At 35.1% G+C, this 17,681-nt stretch carries 18 protein-coding genes; 2 read left to right on the top strand and 16 right to left on the bottom strand.

Annotated features, from left to right (window positions below):
- Positions 1–167 precede the first annotated feature (167 nt).
- The 9 genes from AKA01nite_RS01700 to AKA01nite_RS01660 all read right to left on the bottom strand — a co-directional run bounded on the left by AKA01nite_RS01700 (position 168) and on the right by AKA01nite_RS01660 (position 10,044).
- Positions 168–1,958 (bottom strand): DUF262 domain-containing protein, encoded by a 1,791-nt coding sequence (locus AKA01nite_RS01700; protein WP_146923166.1) that lies wholly within the window; start codon positions 1,956–1,958, stop codon positions 168–170.
- A 3-nt stretch (positions 1,959–1,961) separates the two neighbouring features.
- A complete protein-coding gene (locus AKA01nite_RS01695; RefSeq protein ID WP_146923164.1) occupies positions 1,962–3,263 on the bottom strand; it encodes a DUF262 domain-containing protein in 1,302 nt (433 codons plus the stop codon).
- Between the two features lie 282 nt (positions 3,264–3,545).
- Positions 3,546–3,767 (bottom strand): type II toxin-antitoxin system RelB family antitoxin, encoded by a 222-nt coding sequence (relB, locus tag AKA01nite_RS01690; protein WP_146923162.1) that lies wholly within the window; start codon positions 3,765–3,767, stop codon positions 3,546–3,548.
- Between the two features lie 272 nt (positions 3,768–4,039).
- Positions 4,040–5,119 carry a putative manganese transporter gene (locus AKA01nite_RS01685; RefSeq protein ID WP_281282430.1) on the bottom strand — a complete coding sequence of 360 codons (1,080 nt, stop codon included), beginning with the start codon at positions 5,117–5,119 and terminating at the stop codon, positions 4,040–4,042.
- A gap of 340 nt (positions 5,120–5,459) precedes the next feature.
- The gene (locus AKA01nite_RS01680) at positions 5,460–7,004 is read right to left on the bottom strand and encodes a flavocytochrome c (protein ID WP_146923158.1); all 1,545 of its coding nucleotides are present in this window, start codon (positions 7,002–7,004) and stop codon (positions 5,460–5,462) included.
- 328 nt (positions 7,005–7,332) lie between these two features.
- A complete protein-coding gene (locus tag AKA01nite_RS09500; protein ID WP_146923187.1) occupies positions 7,333–7,410 on the bottom strand; it encodes an SEC-C metal-binding domain-containing protein in 78 nt (25 codons plus the stop codon).
- Entirely contained in the window at positions 7,410–8,138 is a 729-nt protein-coding gene (locus AKA01nite_RS01670; protein ID WP_146923156.1) for a DUF262 domain-containing protein, read from the bottom strand. The genes AKA01nite_RS09500 and AKA01nite_RS01670 overlap by 1 nt, the downstream gene beginning before the upstream one ends.
- Before the next feature lie 69 nt (positions 8,139–8,207).
- Complete coding sequence (locus AKA01nite_RS01665; RefSeq protein ID WP_146923154.1) at positions 8,208–8,522, bottom strand: SDR family oxidoreductase; 315 nt, start codon at positions 8,520–8,522, stop codon at positions 8,208–8,210.
- Between the two features lie 415 nt (positions 8,523–8,937).
- Complete coding sequence (locus tag AKA01nite_RS01660; protein WP_146923152.1) at positions 8,938–10,044, bottom strand: putative manganese transporter; 1,107 nt, start codon at positions 10,042–10,044, stop codon at positions 8,938–8,940.
- A 905-nt stretch (positions 10,045–10,949) separates the two neighbouring features.
- On the opposite strand from AKA01nite_RS01660, the gene AKA01nite_RS09450 reads away from it, so the two are divergent.
- Entirely contained in the window at positions 10,950–11,081 is a 132-nt protein-coding gene (locus AKA01nite_RS09450; RefSeq protein WP_146923150.1) for an ArsR family transcriptional regulator, read from the top strand.
- A 158-nt stretch (positions 11,082–11,239) separates the two neighbouring features.
- Positions 11,240–11,644, top strand: coding sequence for an arsenate reductase ArsC (locus AKA01nite_RS01650; protein WP_222592458.1), 405 nt, complete (start codon positions 11,240–11,242; stop codon positions 11,642–11,644).
- A 222-nt stretch (positions 11,645–11,866) separates the two neighbouring features.
- Here the strand turns inward: AKA01nite_RS01650 and AKA01nite_RS01645 are convergent, their stop codons facing one another.
- The 7 genes from AKA01nite_RS01645 to AKA01nite_RS01615 form a co-directional block, all read right to left on the bottom strand.
- Positions 11,867–12,856: an ABC transporter permease gene (locus AKA01nite_RS01645; RefSeq protein ID WP_146923146.1), complete on the bottom strand. Its 990-nt coding sequence runs from the start codon at positions 12,854–12,856 to the stop codon at positions 11,867–11,869.
- Complete coding sequence (locus tag AKA01nite_RS01640; protein WP_146923144.1) at positions 12,856–13,767, bottom strand: ABC transporter ATP-binding protein; 912 nt, start codon at positions 13,765–13,767, stop codon at positions 12,856–12,858. Before AKA01nite_RS01640 ends, AKA01nite_RS01645 begins: the two co-directional genes overlap by 1 nt.
- A 413-nt stretch (positions 13,768–14,180) precedes the next feature.
- Positions 14,181–14,477, bottom strand: coding sequence for a bacteriocin immunity protein (locus tag AKA01nite_RS01635; protein WP_146923142.1), 297 nt, complete (start codon positions 14,475–14,477; stop codon positions 14,181–14,183).
- 43 nt (positions 14,478–14,520) lie between these two features.
- Positions 14,521–14,829, bottom strand: a complete 309-nt coding sequence (locus tag AKA01nite_RS01630; protein WP_146923140.1) for a bacteriocin immunity protein — start codon at positions 14,827–14,829, stop codon at positions 14,521–14,523.
- Between the two features lie 61 nt (positions 14,830–14,890).
- Complete coding sequence (locus tag AKA01nite_RS01625) at positions 14,891–15,160, bottom strand: hypothetical protein (RefSeq protein WP_146923138.1); 270 nt, start codon at positions 15,158–15,160, stop codon at positions 14,891–14,893.
- Positions 15,161–16,135: 975 nt separating this feature from the next.
- Positions 16,136–16,591 (bottom strand): hypothetical protein, encoded by a 456-nt coding sequence (locus tag AKA01nite_RS01620; RefSeq protein ID WP_146923137.1) that lies wholly within the window; start codon positions 16,589–16,591, stop codon positions 16,136–16,138.
- A gap of 346 nt (positions 16,592–16,937) precedes the next feature.
- The gene (locus tag AKA01nite_RS01615) at positions 16,938–17,369 is read right to left on the bottom strand and encodes a VOC family protein (RefSeq protein WP_146923185.1); all 432 of its coding nucleotides are present in this window, start codon (positions 17,367–17,369) and stop codon (positions 16,938–16,940) included.
- Positions 17,370–17,681 lie beyond the last annotated feature (312 nt).

Genomic DNA, 17,681 nt, shown 5'->3' with positions numbered 1-17,681 from the left:
AGAGTTCACTAGTATTTAATTAATGTCAACATAGTAAATATCATCGTTATCTTTAATTTTTCTATAGATATTTCATACTTTTGCTTTGTCAGCTAGTTACTTTATAATTCTTGTTAAGTTTAAGAGATGAAAATAACATTCACAACTGACGTTAATAATTTATAGCTCTATATATTTTTCTTTTTCAGTAGTGAGAACATTTCTTTTTCATGTTCTTGAGCTTTTTTCTCTGTCCACTTACCATCATTTATTAATGTCATTTTTTCCATGATTTTTAACTTCAAACTTTGATTCATTATACTTGGATACGAATGGATTTTTCCATCAGGTGGCAAGTTAGAGAATTTAGAATTTCCAGAAACTGTTATCAATGCTAAATTACCAAAACTATTCAGATCATCTTCTTCCCAATGTGCCACTTCAACTGGATTTTGAGGGTGAAAATGTTCTATAGAGTTTCTAAATTGGAATTGCCAATCGTCTTGTAATGGGTTTAATATGTTCTTTTCCTGATAGGTATACCCGTCCCTATAGAGTAAATAATCAAGGTAAGTGAATACGATTCTTTCAATACCAAAGCCTTGTTTGTTTTGGTAATTGCTATTATCAACTTTTGTTTTGCAATAATTTTCCAATTTAGTAATAATGTTGACTTCTTCATTGGCTAATAGTTCAGATAAAACAAGGGTGATCCAATGCATCGTCTTTGGTGAGGTATACGTAACACGTAAACAGGCTTCTAAGGTTCTTAATTTTTGATTAATTTTGTTTGTATCAATTAATGTACTGATATATTGAGGTTGGTCCGTTCCTTTTTTGGGGTCTCGATATTTCTCCAAACGCTGTAGAGACCATTTACCTGTTTCTTTGTAATCTCTAGCAAACTCCCGTTTCAAGATATACTTATCAAACAAAACGCGACATTTTAATAAATGGTACAAAAATTCTTTTGCATTTTCTACTGACGACCATGTCCATGATAAATTATTTAGAAAGTGTTTGTCATCCAAACTAGAATCTTCTTCACCGCTCTTTTTGATGGCGGCATTCACCTGCAACAAAAAGTGAGGAAAAGAAACAGCCGATTCGAACCGTTGATTCTCGATATCCGGTTGATATTCTTTAGTACTTTCCAAATCATTTTTTTCAAGAATATCTTTTAATGTTTTTTTATCTTCAAAATCTGCCTTACTTGAAACTTTATCTTTAATAGCATCAAAATTAGTGATTGATTTGTTTAACTTGGCCCAATCATCTGTAAAAAGTTCTTTTCGTATACTTGTATCAAAGCTCATTTGTACATAGGCATTCATATCAGAACACTTCTCCCAAATCATTGCGGCCGTTGCTCTTTCACTATCATTTTCTAGTTTCTCGAGTATTTTAGCTTTAGCTATCTCATGTAGCTCTAATTGTTCTCCCCGCGTATTCATGATCTCAAAGTAGTGATTTAAATCTATGTTCTGCGGCACTTGAATTTGAATTAAATAAACACTTTCCATTTTTTTAATGAACATATTTTTATCAATGTTTTTAACTTTAAAGAAATTTTCTATAATACTATAACCATTTAAAATTTCTGGTGCCGCTAAATCATTATTTAATTCTAATGAGTTGCTATCATGTAAATGTCGAAGTGTACGATTTGATTTCTCCCTTGCTTCAAATTTTAATGAGTCTTTTAAGAAGATCATACCTAAATATTTTTTGAGAAGGTACAAGGTTGTTAATCGTTGTTGCCCGTCAATGACCTCATACATATTATTATCTGTCCTATTAACAATTAAGTTCCCTAAAAAGTAATGATCCGTATCATCTTTTATCGCACTCTCAATATCCTCAATTAACTGTACTATTTGAACTTCTGTCCAGGCATAATTCCGCTGATATATAGGTACAAGATAATTATATTTATTCAAAATACTTGAGACTGATATTATTTCTAAATCATCGTTCATTCTTTACCACCTATTCTTTTTATAAATAAATTCGTACATCTCTCTATATTTATCTTCGTTATTAAAAACACCCTCTGGCTTTTCAAGCACAATCAATTTTAATTCTTCAGGATCATCCATTTCACTAATGGCTGTGAACATATCGATGCCATTATTTATTCGATCATGTTGACCCAAGGCGTATTTATTGATTGTCTGCGGATAGACAGCATACATGACTATTCTCAAAGAATAACTCCATGTATAAAGCACTTGCATGATGGGTTTAGTTAAACTCTCAGTGCCAAATCTATCAGCAAAAAATAGTAAGGCCGTTTCATATAATTGTTTGATGTAAATATCTCCTGAACGCTTACTGGGGACTTCTTCTTTATTGTGAAATTGGTTGATTCGTTTTCGAACGGTTTCTAACATTCGTTCATAATGAAGCGTATAATAAAAAAACCTAGTTCCAGAGATAAGAGGCTGGGTTAATTGAAACTGATTTAAAGAATTCGAAGAAAGAAGTTCTTTAGTGCCATTCGCATTAAATTGTTCTACAAACAGGTTGCTTGCTTTATGGTAAATTGAGTAATTGTAGTTATTGTTTCCTTTGATACCTTTGAAAGAGGAAATGTTACTTGAAGAATATCCTAATCCGTCTTTTCTTCGATACCATTGAGTCAAAGGATACAAATAATTTTTAAATAAATCATCTAAAATATCTTGATCAATATATTCCCATTGATTAATAATGTTGATTTTTGTCTGCTCTTCTTCACCATTCATTTCTCGTAGATGATAAGATTTCAATAGATCATGAGGAGCTAATTCTTTTCCTCGTGAATTCTGTGAATCAAAAAATTGAAAAGCATCCTGTTCATTATCTGTAACGATTTGTACGGCAGTGCATTGATTTAAGAGATACTCTTTATATTTTTGTGATTCATCATTAGATAAGTCATTTATTTTTCTATTTAAAACTCTAAAATTTCTAGTAATGGCTTCGTTCGATTGCTTATCATATTTTTCTTCAAGCAGCCTTAACCTTTTTTCATTCAAACAATAAAGGAGAATAGATAAAGTGGTAAGTCTCTGTTGACCATCCACAATATTATATTGATCGGGTCCATCTTTATGTAAGATTACTGAGCCCAAACGGTACTCATCGATACTCTCTTTAAAGGCTTCATACGTGTCATTAAACAAGGTAGCGGTTGATTTTATGCTCCAGCTATATGGTCTTTGATATGGAGGTAAGGTTAATTGCATGGTCAGTAAGTCTTTGAATTTGGTTAGTTTTAATTCTTTCTGAAGTAGTGCCATTTTGATTCTCCTTGAATACATTTAAATATGGACGTTATTATTTGAATATTAGATTTATCTCTTGAAGCATCAGACGTAATTATGTTTTTATTTATGAACTTCTAACCAAAGAAATTCAATGTACTTAATACAAGATAAACAAGCACCAAGATACCTGTAATACTTAAAAATAAGGCGTAACCCGTCCAGAACTGCTTTTTAATTTTCTTTTCTTCACCACTATGTTGTTTGGCCGTAACTTTTTACTCCTAATATTTAAAATATTTTTAACCTTGTTTGGTACTAATCAGATAGCTCCTTAAGCATGTCTTCGAATGATATGCTTTTTGGATTTTTATTGTATTCTTGTATCGTCTGATTAAATAAATCTAAATCCAGCTCGTTTTCAATTTTTTCTAACATAGTATCTCTGATCAAACTTGAAATAGATACGCTTTTTAAGCGCGCATGCCCTTCAATTAGTTTCTTATCTTCAGGATCAAGACTCACTGTTATATTAATCATTAAAAGGCTCCTTCCTGCTTATATACTTCTAAGTACAGTATAATACAAAGAAAGCGCTTATGCACTGTGTTTCATTTAAACAAACAAGTAATACTATAACAATGTATTATTTCTTCAAAAAAACCTTGACCGCTTTCTCGAGCACTTTGTTGTAAAAGTGTTCAAGATAGAAACGGTCAAGGGTTCTTTTGTATTAATTTTTCATCTGCATATTTGTTATAAACACTACAATATCCGTAATAGTTTATTTATAGCTAACCTAGTTATATTATTCATCTTTCAAACGTTGATAAACTACTTTGGATTTCAATACCTAAGGCCAATAACGCATACCCCACGATCAAAGCAACCAGCAGACCTAATGCGGTAATGACTATCGCTGCTTTTTTATTGGATACTAATAGTGGGAAGATACCGTCCCCGCTTGTTGCGATGCCGGCTGTGATTAATGCGGCTATCGGGAAATTAGGGATTGCTAAATAGGCGACCGCAACGGATATCATCCCGCCACAACCTGGTGTTGCGCCAATGATACCAGCAATAGCTACGACAATGAAAGCTGATGAGGTCATCCACGCATCGAAGGTCTCTGGTCCAATCAATATATCAATAATATAATTAGCAACCAATAGTCCGGCAAAGACATAAACGATGACTGTAGAAATATCGATAACGGCATGTTCCAACGCTTCTCTCAAGTTATTGCCACAAGAACAGCTCTGTCTTTTGGAAGTAAATGTGTATATAAAGTAATAAATAATAGAAGTAAGCGAAAACAGAATAGCTGCTTGATCAAAAAGTGAATCATACCCTGGTAAATCACCACCCCATAACGCCATTAGAGATCCAGGCAGCAGAAAGAGACTGAAAGAAAGAATGAGGTAAAACCCAATATATTTAATGATCACTTCTGATAGAGTTATTTCCTGACTTTTATGATGTTTATCATGGGTTGCTTTCACTGGAATGTCTTTTACAGAGATATGTATGCCTACACTATCAACAAGATAACCAAATACAATAGCAGCAATAGCGCCAACTAAATTGACGATGAAAAATGCCTTAAGGTTTGCGACGACACTCGCCTCGTCAGAAGCTCCTAGTAATACAAATGAGCCTTCTCCTAAGGTCGCAATAAATGTTGCAAATAAACCACCAAAGGATATTTTTTTATTTTTATACATTGATGAAACAACAATCGTTGCTACGCAACCTGGGATCAATCCCAATAAAGCTCCAATAATTGGGTGAAAGCCACTCGGCCCTACTTGTTTGTACTTTGATAGCTTTCCTTGTGAAGCATATGTAAGTAAGCTAACGCCAATAAGTGATAGTGACACATAGCCACCTATAACACCGGCAGCTTCAAGTGTCCAAGATATTGACGTAATATCAACCGTCGATACTAAGTAATCTTATTATTAATAAGGTAACGTTTATAGCCTCTAGCCCACACACCCTATTCATTGACTCCTTTTCTAAGTTATAAAGAGAGAGAAATGGGAAGTGTAAGCCTTTTTGAGTTTGCTTAAAAAAAAATAAACTATGAAGAGCACAAGTGTTACCCTCGTGTTCTCCATAGTTGAAACGAATAATTTTGAAAAGTCTTACGTTTTTATGTATTAAATCTAGAGTGGGGAATAATATGGAACAAGGCGACCGACACATGTCGGTCGCCTCAATCTGTTTTAATTAGTTTATGGTGTATGTCGCAGCTTGTTTCCCAGCTTGTCTACCAAATATAATAATATCAGCCACTGCATTACCGCCAATACGATTAGATCCATGCAGCCCTCCTGTTAGTTCACCAGCTGCATACAAGCCATTAACTTTCGTTCCATCAGTTTTTAGAACTTCTGTCAATGAGTTAATTTTTACGCCACCCATAGTGTGATGAACGCCCGGGGCAATCTCGATTGCATGGTATGAACCCGTTGACAAATCTTCATCCATAGCAGTCGTACGGTTAAATTCTTCGTCCACCCCTTCAGCCACAGAATTATTCCATGTCTCTAGTGTGTCTTTCAAATTATCGGCATTTAGTGCCATGTCTTCAGCTAGTTCTTCAATGGTATCAGCAGACTTAACGAAGCCTTCACTTGCATACTTTTCAATAGCGAGCACTCTCTCTTTAACACCATCATCGAATATCAAGTAAGCTTTTTTCTCTGGCAAAGCGATAATGTTTGCAGATACTTTATCACGTGTATCCATTTCGTTCGTAAAACGCACACCCTCATTTGAGACCAATATCGCTCCCTCACCACGCACAGCCTCTGTAATTAAATACCCAGAAGACTGTTCAACAGTCGGATGGATTTGAATATCACTCATATCAACAAGATCACCACTTAGTGCTGAAATCATCTCAATTCCAGTCCCGGTGCTTCCTTCATGGTTTGTTGTAACAAACCCCTCTAATTCAGGATCGTTTTCAACAATCATCTCTGGGTTGGCACCAAATCCTCCAGTGGCTACGACGACCGCTTCAGAAGAAATTGTTCGTTTATCTGTTTGATCAACGAGCACTTCTATGCCAGATATCGCTCCGTCTTCTTCTAAAATAGCTGTAACTTGAGAATTGACAAACAATGGAATGTCTCTTTCTTCAATATTATCCAAAAGACCATTCACTAAATATTCGCCTACAGCAGAACCATCGGTAGGACGATGTGTACGTTCAACGCTCATTCCGCCGGTCGTTGTTAAATTATCCAGCGTAATACCAATAGAATCTAACCAGTTAATGGAATCAGCTGAATTATCCACCATATAATTCAGTAACTCCTCATTATTCGTTTCTCCACCGCCAGCAAACGTTTCTTCATAAAACGCTTCGTTGGAATCTTCTATACCTAAAGCTTCTTGAAATTTTGTCTCAGATGCATTCATTCCGGCAGACGCTTTTTTAGTATTCCCTCCAGCAACAGGCATCATTTCAAAGATAACTGGATTTGCTCCAGCATCTTTGGCTTCAATAGCCGCTGAAAGGCCTGCGCCACCTGAACCGACAATAATAACATCATAGCTATCTTCAAGCTCTTCCACATCTGTGTATTCTCGATATGTCGCAGATGTAACAGCATCGCTTGACTCTTCTTCATTGCTGGTTAATTCAGTATCTGTAGATACATCAGTATCACTCGTTTCGTCTGAAACAGGCTCGTCTGTTTCGCTACACCCACCTAACATAAGAGAAATACTTAACAAACTTCCTAAAACTATATTCTTTTTCATAATCCGTCTCCCTTTTTTTTGTGATTATTTTCACTACATTATATTTTAACAAAGGAGTGGGTCGTTTTCATTAAAAAAATATAACAAACACAATGGGTATAATTAAAATTACTTAATTTTATAATGAATAGAAATTTTTCATGAGATAGCCATAGTATCAATGCTGAAAAAGGCAAACTTAACAAACTGAGTCATTTAATGCTAAATGTTGGCACTACGACTTGTTTGTTTATTAATAGAAGTTTACGTGTAAAAAAGACTCAATCACGTAAATAAGCGATTGAGTCTTTTCCCTCTAAATATGATTGTTTTATTGGGCTTTCATAATTTAGTCTTTATTCAGACAACACTTCTTGTATTTCCTTACGCTGCCACAGTGAAAAGGATCATTACGTCCAAGTTTCATTAATTATGACGAGGTTGTCGTGACCCTATACCCCTGTGGTCAAAATGATCATCCTCTAAATAAACAAACGCCTTTTCGATCGGTTGCCTGTTTTCCAAGTAGCATGTTTTTACATCTGCCGGTGTCACCTGTTCATCGTTCTGATCATTGTAAATATCAGCAACGACCTCTATATGAGAGAATTCAATGACTCCCATTGAACTGTGTTTGATACTTTCTAGTTTATGCAATATTTTACTTAATGTATTTCTATCAATCTCACTGTTTTTTTCGCAATAATCTTCAACAAATTCAAATAAATAAAAGTCTTCACTAAAGATATAAGAAATATCAGGGATCCAGTGCTTATCTTTCCTTATGGCTGGGTTTGATACTTCAAATATTTCGTTTATCGGATCAAAAGCAATCGGGATCTTTTTCTTGTTATATTTTTTGTCAACGACTTTCTGTCCTGAAATAGCAGTCATTAAAGCTGTTACTCGTTGTTGACCATCGATAAGTATCGTCTTGCCTTCGGAAAGTTCGCCATTTTTAAGACGGGCATCAGGATTTCGCCATGTAATAATATAGCCGACTGGATAATCATTATAAAGCGAATCAAGAAGATCTCTAACTTTTGCACTTTTCCATACGAATGGTCTCTGTATTTCTGGTATCGCAATTCTCTTTTCATCAATCAGTGATAACAAAGAATTGACAGTCGTATTATTAACATTATAATTTGCCATTTTCTACTCACACCTATATAAGTATTATTTCTATCTTAACACATTATGGATACGGTACCATTGGTTCTTTTACATTATTTTTAAAATGAAACAACTCTTATTTTTTAAAATGGCGCCTATGATCATTCTAGGGATGACTGTTTCGGGTTCGCTTGATGCTTCTTCGTCGCCCATTTCTGTTTTTATCCAGCCGGTGTCGAAGGCGTTGATCGCAATGTTTTTTCCTTTCAGTTCACTTGCGTAGTCTTTGGCCAACTTGTCCAAGGCTCCTTTTGATGCAGAGTACGCGCCTAGTGCCGGCTGATCCTTGACGCCGCTGGTGGTGTTGATTATGCGTCCGAATTGGTTTTTAAAGATTTGTGATAACTCTTTATTAAAGTTTATATTGTATTAAATAATAACTTCTATTTTTTTACGTCCTGAGGACTTAATTGATTTATATGATTGAAATAAGTATACGCTTTTTGAAACCGTTTGCGCAAGAGCGGCCATTGCTTTGTCAATATATTCTTAAACATTTATAACACTCCATTGAATAACACGACTGCACTTATGTATCGCGATTCTCTGATATTCATTATTTCTATAAATTATAAAAGCAACAAAATCAAGATGACTAACATATATAATAGTAACACTTGGTAAAGTAAACGGATTGTTTTTTTTGATCTTGAATTTTACCTCCTCGGTATCCATCCTAACTTCCTTTTATAATCGTAAAAAGGGATCACCTTAATAGATGTCCCTTAATTGTTCATTATAAAATTTAAATCATCATTTATTTTAACAATAGGATAAATCAGATTCTAATACCTATAGCCAATGCACCATACCCTACCATCAAAGAAACAACCAAACCCAAGGCGGTTATGACTAATGCGGCTTTTCTATTGGATACGAGCAATGGAAAAATGCCGTCTCCACTTGTTGCGATGCCTGCTGTTATTAGGGCAGCTATCGGGAAATTGGGGATAGCTAAATAAGCGACTGCAACAGATATCATACCACCACAACCTGGAGTCGCTCCGATGATTCCGGCAACGGCTACAACAACAAAAGCCGAGGAAGCCATCCATGCATCAAAGGTTGCTGGTCCCACCAAAATATCGATAGTATAGTTGGCGATCAATAGTCCAGCAAAGACGTAAACAATGACAGTGGAAATGTCTGAAACGGCATGTTCCAAGGATGCTCTAAAACCATTGTCATGAGAGCAGTCATGTTCTATATATGTAAATTTGTAGAAGAGATAATAAATGATTGAAATAATCGTAATCAAAATAGCAGACCGATCAAACAGAGAATCATACCCTGACAGATTTCCACCCCACAAAGCCATAAGTGACCCGGGAAGCATAAAGGCACTGAATGCGAGGATGAGATAAAATCCTATGTAATCTACAATAATTTGGGATAGACTCAAAGCGCCACTTTTATGGTGACCATGTTGCATTACATTTTCTGAAACCTCACGCACGGGGATGCTTATGCCTAAACTATCAACGAGATAACCGGATAGTACAGCAACAGATGCGCCGACCAAATTAACGATTAAAAATGCTTGCAGGTTTGCGGACACACTTGCCTCGTCGGAAGCTCCTAAAAGTACAAAGGAACCCTCCCCCAGTGTTGCAATAAATGCAGCAAGTAATCCGCCGAAAGATATTTTATTGTTTTTATACATAGAAGAAACCACAATGGTTGCCCCACACCCAGGTATAAGCCCTAATAACGCTCCGATGATCGGATGAAAGCCACTCGAACCTATTAGCTTGTTTCCTGAAAGCTTTCCTCGTGATGCATATGTAATCAAGCTGACACTAATAATTGAAATCGAAACATACCCGCCAATAACGCCGGCAGCTTCAAGTGTATCTAGTATAAAGCGCCATATATTAAAATCCATATAGCTTCTCTTACCCCCTATTAAAAACGACTTACCGTAAAAAATTATATAGGATATCGACTAATAGTGTCAATGACAGGCTCGGTCTTATTTATCAAACACATACTTTAAGACCGCTTATAAGATTTTCTTTATACGTAATCAGTAATATTTATGAAGAGTCTCTTTTCGACGTTTTACAAACACCGGACACCTTAACTTCTTTTAATTATTACCGAAAACGGCGGACCCATAGATAAATAAATGGTGAAAATAGAAATATCCCTAAGAGCACGCCGTTAAATATAAATTTTTTATCATTTTCTAAATATTTGAGGATGCTGTTTAAATAAGCGAAACCCCATATGCATAAAGAGAGATAAAAGAAAAATAGTGTCGTAGATAGCGTCGCAAAGATATCCCCGCATAAAAACTCAAATATGAAAACATGTATCAAGAAAAGAAAGCATCCAAAAAAGAATCCGTTTCTGGAAAATGTCATTTCGTCGCTGTATTTGATAATGAACATTCCTTTTTAAATAGTATTGTGTTAGGTTTTTTTAAAATCCAAACTCATTTAAATTAACTGTCATTTTATCAAAATGTCTATCTGATATCAAAGGATAACAACAGCGTTAAGCACAAAGTATCCCCCTTTTTATAATTAAAATGATTATATATTTTTGATCGAATTGTTATATTGAATAGATGAAATACTTAAACAAGACATGCCTAGTTTAGTTAAACATAGAATCGAATTTATCTTTAAAGGTGCTTCTATTAAAACAAACTCACTGACTATATCGCTATAAATTAGTAAATTCTCTTGAAAAACATTGGAAACAACCCTGGCATATGAGTATAATCGAATATACGAGGAATAGACCACTGGAACATTCATTTGAAGTTTTAATGATGAAAACCGATTGAGAAGAATTATTTTTACTCCAAAGTATGAGTTATGTATCTACGAAATTGAAGCAACTTTGAATATGATTCAATCGAACGTATCGAGACATTTAACTAAGCTTAGAAATGAAGACATTGTAATATCATGAAAAAGGCACAATGAACTTATTATCAGATCGATTCAGTATTCATCAGAGATAACGAAGACTATATCGTTATTTAATTGAAAAATAAACCAGTTTGACGCAGTGATCTTTGTGTAAAGAAGGATAAAATTGAAGAAGGAAAAGAAAGGGTTAAGGATGAGATAATGAAATATAAAGTAGCGTTTGTATGTGTGCACAATTCTTGTCGATCACAAATGGCTGAAGGTTTGGCTAAGGAATTAGGTGGAGACTTATTTGATAGTTATTCTGCGGGAGTGGAAGAATATCCTGAGGTAAAACCACTCGCTGTTGAAGTTATGAAAGAAAGAGGGATTTCAATGGCAGCTCACTATCCCAAGTTGCTGACAGATATACCAAGTGATATCGATATTGTGATTACTATGGGCTGTGAAGCTAATTGCCCCTTCGTTCCTTCAAAGCTTGAAGAAGACTGGGGACTTGACGACCCATCTGGTGGGACCATTGAAGATTTCAGGGAAACAAGAAATTTAATTGAAGAAAAAGTAAAAGAGCTAATTAAACGAATCGAAAACCACGCCATATAGAAAACTGAATGCACTACAATAAATAATAGAGCTATTATCTAACCTGAGACATGGCTTAACTTACGCCCTATTTAAAAGACTACTGCCATCCGCGAGTCCCTTCAGGACAAGTCGTTGGCAGTAGTCTTTTTTCAATTTATTAAGCAATGGAGCATAGTAGATTAAAAGAAGCATTTTTATAGTGTGTAATATACTTATTCAATTTTCCTCTTACTTCTACAACTAAGACAAAATATCTTTTTTATTGAACACATAGTAGGCGACGCCTAAAAACAAAGCAATGTAGACAATAATGACGGTCATAGAAAATGGTAAACTTAGTCCTTCAATAAACGCCCCTTGGCCCGGTAGATAATTCTCCAGACTCCAGTTAGCTGTGATCAAATACTTTGCCAAATCCGTTTTTGTAGCCAGAAAACTCGTTACTCCCGTCCCTAAAAAGATTGTGCCTAGCGTCGTCCCGAGTGACAGTGAGGTGTTTCGTGTGACCGTAGACAACATAAAGGCCAGGGTTGCAATAATAACCAGATATACCAAGTTACTGCCAACTAGTCCCAAAAAGTAACTAATAAAGGGAGCATGCTCATAGCTTCCGTATACCGTCATAAATACATAGTCTGATGTTGGATTCATATCCGTGGAGACCAGTGCGAAAATAGCCGTCGAAAGGTATAAGAGTCCGTAATAAAAGAACGCCAAAAGAACCGTGGTGATGTATTTAGATGTCAAAATTTTGGTCCGGGATTGGGTACGAATGAGTAGTAATTTAATCGTTCCCATTGAGAATTCCTTGGACACCATTGCACTCGCTATAATCGTTACGAAAATACCAATCAGCGCGTTCAAACTGGAAGCGTCGACTAATCTGCTGTAAAAATCATTGACGGCCGGCGGTTCAATCCCCTCGTTTAAATGATAACTCAGGCGCTGTATTTCGTCTTCATTAATACTGACAGTAATACTTTGACTGAAGTCTAATTCCTCTCCCTGATCAAGGATGGCTTCTGTTTCATTTTCTAAAGTGGTGATTTGCTGGGTCACTTCATATTCCCAATTTTCACCGTATGTACTCGTATCGATGGCTTGATCATCATTAAAAAGTAAAGGCATGAGACTGAATATTGCCGCAATACCGATAATAAAGATCATGATAATAATGTTGTTTTTTCTTGAAAAGACTTTCTGCCATTCATTAATTATAAGTTGTATCATTATTTCCTCCCCTTATCCTGCGTCAGGTACATGAAGCGATCTTCGAGTGAATGGTTTTTCGGTTCCACACTGTATATCGCAATGTCATTTTCCACGAACAATTTAACGATTGCGGAAACATCATGAAGCGTCGGTGGTAGAGCAAATATTAAATTATCTTCACTTATCTTGCTTGACTGTTCGAAATGCTCTTCAAGCAAAGTCTGTGCTTTGTCTATATCTGAGACTTTGAGATGATAACGCTGTTTCTTTTCTTCCTTAACATTTTCTACCGCTATCAGTTCGCCTTGTTTAATGATGGCGATGCGGTCACACATGAGTTCGATTTCACTCAGCAAATGGCTCGACACGATCACTGTAACGTTCTTCTCTTTTGCAAGCATACGGACATGGCGTCTTAATTCATGCATGCCAGCGGGATCCAGTCCGTTTGTCGGCTCATCAAGGATCAGCACTTTGGGATCATTCATTAAAGCCTGTGCAATGCCAAGACGTTGCTTCATTCCTAATGAGTAATCTTTCACCTTATCATGGATTCTATCCGTCAAGCCTACAAAGTCCACGAGTTCTGCAATTTTCTCTTTCGTCACATTGGTATGCATACGTGCAAAATACTCAAGATTTTTTTGACCTGAAAAAAACGGGTACATCTCTGGATTTTCGACGATTGCACCAATATTTTCTAACGCCTCTTTGTGTTCTGTGGCCACATCATTGCCACAGACACTGATTTTTCCTTCTGTTATTTCAATCAGTCCGACGATCATACGAATAAGCGTCGTTTTGCCTGCCCCATTAGGTCCTAAAAGCCCAAGCACTTCTCCTGCGTTGACATTCAGTGAGAGATCTTTGATAACCTTCTTTTTATTAAGGGTCTTTCCTACATTATTTATTGCGATCGTTGCCGTCATATTATCTCCTTTTTTGATTTAAATTTTAAAGTATTAATTGTATTATCGATAATTCTAGCACAATGTGATTGTTTACACAAATAAATTCTATAAATATCTTAATCAAGTATATCTATATAAAATTAAAAACTTGCCCACTTTTTACACCGTTAAATCTCTTGTTTCAAACAGTCTTTATCGTTTTAAACTATCGGTTTTTGTTGCATTAATTGCTTTCCAGTTGTTTAACCTTTTTATTTAGCTTTTCGATTTCCTTTTTTTGTTTATTACTTTCTACGCTTAATAAGACTACAGATACAGAAAGAAGTATAACTGCGGGCACATCTAAGTTTTCAATAATAAAGCTAAGAAATTAACGGAAAAAATCCACTTTTTACTCTCCTCCCTTATGTAACTAATAGTTTAGACATTCCTTATTTCCCCCACCACACTGTTGTAGCCGCGATGGTCCCACTATACGATTCATGTTCCTTTTTCACCAGCTTATATAAATTACTCAAAGACTGCGGTGTTTTCAAATTGTTTCTTAAAGAATAATGACTGATTTCCTTGCTGAGTCGAACAAATACTGTTCGGTGGTCCGAGTCTTTAGTCAGTTGTTTTGCAGCATCAAGTAATACTTGATGCATATACGGATCTTTTTTCACTTCAGGATCTGAGTAAGCGGTACTTAATGCATTGATTATTTGTTCTTTTTGTTGTTCGTTCATTACTCCCCCCCTCTCCTAAATGCTTTTTTGGTTTAATTTATTATCACACTACCTCATCTTTATTTTTCCAAAAGGGCTTAAAGTAACTTTTTCTGTAATCCTGCTGATTATCCCGTGCCAATTCATAGAGATTACTTAAGGATTCGGGCATCTTGGAATTATTTCCTAAAGCATAGCCTCGGAGTTCCTGGCTGAGATGAAAGTACACAGCATGGGCATCTTTTCCTTTATTTAACTGTTTGGCCAAATCCAGAATCAGTTGGTGAATATACCGCTCTTTTTTCACTTCAGGATCTGAGTAGGCAGCACTCATTGCATCCATTAACTTTTCTCTTTTTTCTTTTTCTGACATAAACTTTAGCCCCCTTTTTGTATATACCTCGAAACAATTGATGATTGTTGCAACAAAGTATCTAACGATTTGGTCTGCTTCTTTTTTGTATTGTCTTCACAACTAAATATAGAGATGAACCTATAAAGCCAGCAAACCCTAGATAAAGTAAAAATCGTCCAAGAGAGTAATTCAGAGCAAGCTGTTTTTGTGTGGTTAAAAGTTCTGCATCAGTTAGCGTATTGATATCTTGTATTGGGAACAGAATGGTCCATAGAAAATAACCAATGATGATAACCATTATAGAGATTATCGAGATTCTTTTGGCTATTTTAGAATAGTTATTTTTCACTTGGAATACTCCTTTGTTATTTGTAATTAAATAATAAGATCAAAACTTAACAGTTACTTTGCTTTCGTCCATTATATTTGTGATGACCTTTTTAATACACATTTCTGATAATACTTTAATCAAAGCAACTCCAGAAGATTTAAAAAATAGAGTGTAAGTAAAGCAAATAAACCAGATAGGAACGCATTGAGAAACATCATTAAAAGAAAATAAAGTACTTTCATTGGTTTAAAGCTTCTGCGGTTTATAAAGTAGTAAAGAATCGGCGTAGATATGCTTGCTCCTATTAATATGCAGATCAAAACTACTACATTAATACCATCGGAAGAGTACACGCCACTCATTAAAGGAATAGCACTGTTTATTAATAAACTGTACAATAACGATTTTTTGAAGGATATAAACTTTTTTTCTGATCGATCAAAATTGTCCATGCTTTCACTCCTGTTTCAGTTTAAATTTATTCACTAGTATGTATCACCTTTTATGTTCGAGACGACTCGTATAAGTCTGACCAGGTCCTCAGGTTTATTCTAACATCTATACGTCAACTTTGTCATAATCGACTTATATTATTTCTAATCCTTGCACCCTATTCATATGAAAGACCTTACCACACGCTACAGCAGCAAAGTCTATTGGTTGGGCTACAGCTAAACTTTTTAGAGAGTGGGAGTAATAAGAATTCTCTACCTTGTCAGTATTTCTGTAACGAACTTACTTTAGTTACGTCGGTTTCCAAAATACCAATAGAGCAAACCCCAGAATAAAATGGTGAGAATTAAGATGACAAGCATATTTACACTCGACAAATCAAGAATAGGATCAAGCCATTGCCCTATGGGTAAAACCCAAACTACTCGAAGTAAAATCAAGGCAATTAAGAAGACCCAAAACAGTTTACTCTTTCTCATAAAATAAAGCTCCTTTTAAAACAGAGGTTATTCTATACGTGTATCTTTATTATAGAAGGTTTCACTTGTTTAATAACCCCATAAAATTTCTTTCTTCTAATGAGTGAAAGTTAATATCTGAGGTATTAAGACCTGTAAAAGAATACGCTCCGTCAGCATCAATATAAAAATAATATTGTTTACTGCCGTATTCAAATTGAATACAGTATTTTATGAATTTTTTCTCCACAGTAAATTTTTCTATGTCTTCATACTTTATCCTGGTAATATTTTCTTTAACTGCACCTCGTGAATCAGGTGCTGCAACCAATATTAATTGGTCACTAGTAAAAGTTAGATAATAAAATTTCATGATATATCCTAAATATATCATACTGTAGGAAAATAATTTATGAAGAGCAGGTCGAACGCCTTTTTCCGCTCTAAAATAGTTATTATTAATCGTTATATCCAAGTCTTTTAAAACATTTTTAATTGTATCTTCTTCTTGTTCTAAAGTGTTAATTTTATTATTCATAGTCCACCTTCATCTAAATGTCCCCTGTTTCAAAATAAAATTGATGTCCAACAGTATGTGTATAAAATCGTAAATTACTACCTTTAATCTTTCTTTTTGAGGAAACCTAAGTGTTTTAAGACCTACAATAATCCCCCCAGTAATAAATAAAATAATCCAAGCTATTAGAGGTGTTCCTGGGTTGTCTTCTGGCAAATAAATAGCAAAAAAACCATTGATGGCTTTGCGATAAACAAATACCCTACATAGCTGACTGAACGATTGATTTTCTTTAAAAAATTAATCTGATTAACCCCTTTCCTGACTGAGGTTTTTTCAATCATACTTAACTAAACGTGTTCTTAGGCTATATCTCTAACATGTCCTTTTCATCAAAAGTAAAATCTGGTCCCCAAGCCACTTCCCAATAATACCCATCAGGATCTGAGAAATAAGCGTGGTATCCTCCCCAAAAGACATCTTGTGGCTCTTTTTCTATTGTAGCGCCTGCTTTCCTGGCACGTTCAATCACTTCGTGTACTTCTTCCTTGCTTTTCGTATTATAAGCAAGGGTAATCCCACTAAAACCACCTGTTTTTTTAGGAGGGTTATTCTCATCGATATCTTGAGCCAATGATTCAAGAGGAAAGAGTTCCAGTTTTGTTCCAGATGTGTTAAAAAATATAACTTTGGGATCCTTATCTTTTTCTTCAGTTTTGAAACCCAGCCCATCCCGATAAAACTGAATGGATTTCCCTATATCTTTTACGCCCAAACAAATAATATTGATTCGATTCAACATTATCATCTCCTCATTTTTAAATTTAATAATTTGGTATGACTTAATTAATAATATGACAAGCCGATTCAAATTTTTATCTTTAGACTAATTCATTACTAATCCAACTTTAAAATCTTAATATTCTTTAAAATTTATAAGTTTACCCTATCTAGATTAAGATAGGGTAAATAATATGAGATACCTAAACAAACCAAAGCTAAATTACTCTCACCTTTTTTATTTTATGAAGAGTACTACTCAATTTAACTTATGACGAACTCAATCTCACGAAGGATTTAGTAGAATATACTATATATAATAGAAGCTTAA

It is taken from the genome of Alkalibacterium kapii, assembly GCF_007988865.1.
In the GTDB taxonomy this organism is placed as follows: Bacteria; Bacillota; Bacilli; order Lactobacillales; family Carnobacteriaceae_A; genus Alkalibacterium; species Alkalibacterium kapii.
Note: the sequence above shows the minus strand (reverse complement) of the source record. Positions and strands in the feature narration are given on the sequence as shown.

Bases quoted from the DNA above. Each gene is read 5' to 3' on its own strand.
- AKA01nite_RS01635 (WP_146923142.1), bottom strand. From the start codon at position 14,477: ATGAACGAACAACAAAAAGAACAAATAATCAATGCATTAAGTACCGCT.
- AKA01nite_RS01695 (WP_146923164.1), bottom strand. From the start codon at position 3,263: ATGGCACTACTTCAGAAAGAATTAAAACTAACCAAATTCAAAGACTTA.
- AKA01nite_RS09500 (WP_146923187.1), bottom strand. From the start codon at position 7,410: ATGAAACTTGGACGTAATGATCCTTTTCACTGTGGCAGCGTAAGGAAA.
- AKA01nite_RS01660 (WP_146923152.1), bottom strand. From the start codon at position 10,044: ATGGATTTTAATATATGGCGCTTTATACTAGATACACTTGAAGCTGCC.
- AKA01nite_RS01630 (WP_146923140.1), bottom strand. From the start codon at position 14,829: ATGTCAGAAAAAGAAAAAAGAGAAAAGTTAATGGATGCAATGAGTGCT.
- AKA01nite_RS01670 (WP_146923156.1), bottom strand. From the start codon at position 8,138: ATGGCAAATTATAATGTTAATAATACGACTGTCAATTCTTTGTTATCA.
- AKA01nite_RS01620 (WP_146923137.1), bottom strand. From the start codon at position 16,591: ATGAATAATAAAATTAACACTTTAGAACAAGAAGAAGATACAATTAAA.
- relB (WP_146923162.1), bottom strand. From the start codon at position 3,767: ATGATTAATATAACAGTGAGTCTTGATCCTGAAGATAAGAAACTAATT.
- AKA01nite_RS01640 (WP_146923144.1), bottom strand. From the start codon at position 13,767: ATGACGGCAACGATCGCAATAAATAATGTAGGAAAGACCCTTAATAAA.
- AKA01nite_RS01700 (WP_146923166.1), bottom strand. From the start codon at position 1,958: ATGAACGATGATTTAGAAATAATATCAGTCTCAAGTATTTTGAATAAA.
- AKA01nite_RS01680 (WP_146923158.1), bottom strand. From the start codon at position 7,004: ATGAAAAAGAATATAGTTTTAGGAAGTTTGTTAAGTATTTCTCTTATG.
- AKA01nite_RS01645 (WP_146923146.1), bottom strand. From the start codon at position 12,856: ATGATACAACTTATAATTAATGAATGGCAGAAAGTCTTTTCAAGAAAA.